Annotated in this window: 2 protein-coding genes; one reads left to right on the top strand and one right to left on the bottom strand. The window is 67.4% G+C overall.

Features of this window, described 5'->3' with window-relative positions; all coding sequences use genetic code 11:
- Positions 1 to 64: 64 nt before the first annotated feature.
- Positions 65 to 880: an SMP-30/gluconolactonase/LRE family protein gene (locus tag DKT69_RS00270; RefSeq protein ID WP_109799599.1), complete on the bottom strand. Its 816-nt coding sequence runs from the start codon at positions 878 to 880 to the stop codon at positions 65 to 67.
- A gap of 131 nt (positions 881 to 1,011) precedes the next feature.
- Between DKT69_RS00270 and DKT69_RS00275 the strand changes: the two genes are divergently transcribed.
- A partial coding sequence (locus DKT69_RS00275) for a MarR family winged helix-turn-helix transcriptional regulator (RefSeq protein WP_161557733.1) occupies positions 1,012 to 1,408 on the top strand: 397 nt, incomplete at its 3' end.

A 1,408-nucleotide genomic window follows, 5' to 3' on the forward strand; every position in this document is an offset into this window, starting at 1 on the left:
TGCTGGCGGCCAGCCCCAAGAGCGAGGCGGTCCGGGCCGGCCGTCGTGGCGAGCGACGGTCGGGTCAGGGTCTGCCGGCCCCCGGTGCGGGTGCTGGGAAAGCCACGACCTGCCCGCTGGGTTGTGACGGCTCAGGTCCGGCCCAGTTCTGGCCGACGACGAATAGGCGCGGGTGATGGCCTCGGCTGAGCGTGCAGGCGAAGGCACCCCGGTCGAGGCTGACGGTGGCCAGCACTTCGCCACCCTGGCGGAGCCGAACGCAGCGCTGGTTGCCGACGTCGGCGTACCAGACCGCGCCCTCGGCGTCGAAGCAAATCCCGTCGGGGTGGTCGCCGGGTGTGTCTGCCCATACGCACCGGCTGCTGAGGCCTCCGTCGGCATCGATGTCGTAGGCCGTGAGTCGGTTCGCGTACGACTCGGCAACGACCAGGGTCGCGCCGTCCGGGCTGATCGCCATGCCGTTGGGGAATGCGAGGTCGTCGGCGACCTGCTTGACGGTGCCCTCCGGCGTGACCAGCACGATCAGGCCCGGGGCGAACTGGCCGCCGGGAAAGTCGAACCCGATGCAGTTGACGTAGGCATTGCCCCGTTCGTCGACCACGATGTCATTCCACGGCTTCTGCGATATCCCGGAAAGGTCGGCATGGCAGACCAACGATTCGTCCGGCTTGCGGCGCAGCAGCCGTTGCTGTGCCGAGTCCACGACGAGCAGCTGCCCATCCGGCAGGAAGTCGATGCACATCGGGAAAGAGGCGACCGTCGCCATCACCTCGTGGCTGCCGTCGGTGCTGAGCGCGATCACCTGATTCGCGCCCCAGTCGGAGAACCAGATTCTGCCGTCGTGCCAGCGGGGCGACTCGCCGAACACGACACCCTCCATCAGGACCTCAGGATCACTCACCCGTCTCCTCCCCTTGCCATGGGGGCCGGACCAGTCTCGGACTCATCGGGCCAGACAGTCATGTCTCATGAACATCATGGCTCATGAGCATAGTGGGCTACGATGGCGCAATGGCGCAAGAGGGAGCCGATGAGCCGCCCGAGCTCACGTCCAGTACCGGCTTTCTGCTCGCCCGCCTCGGTGCCGAGTCGAGACGTCGGTGGGCCCGGATGCTGTCCGAGCGCGGCCTGAGCCCTCACCACTTCGGGGTGCTCATGGCACTCGACCAACACGGCGAGACACACCAGCAGCGGCTCTGCGAGGCAATCGGCGTTGACCCGCGCAACGCCGTGCCGATCTTCGACACGCTCGAAGCCCACAGTCTGATCGCACGTACCAGCGATCAGACCGATCGACGCAAGCGCGCCGTCGTCATCACCGCGGCAGGACGAACAACAGTCGACGAACTCCGCCGCACCGGAGCCGCTCTGGACCACGACCTGCTCGCGGGCTTGACCGACCACCAGC

The sequence above is a fragment of the Micromonospora sicca genome (assembly GCF_003172935.1).
GTDB lineage: Bacteria > Actinomycetota > Actinomycetes > Mycobacteriales > Micromonosporaceae > Micromonospora > Micromonospora sicca.

Excerpts from the sequence above, each read along its gene's own strand:
- DKT69_RS00270 (WP_109799599.1), bottom strand. The coding sequence starts at position 880 with ATGGAGGGTGTCGTGTTCGGCGAGTCGCCCCGCTGGCACGACGGCAGA.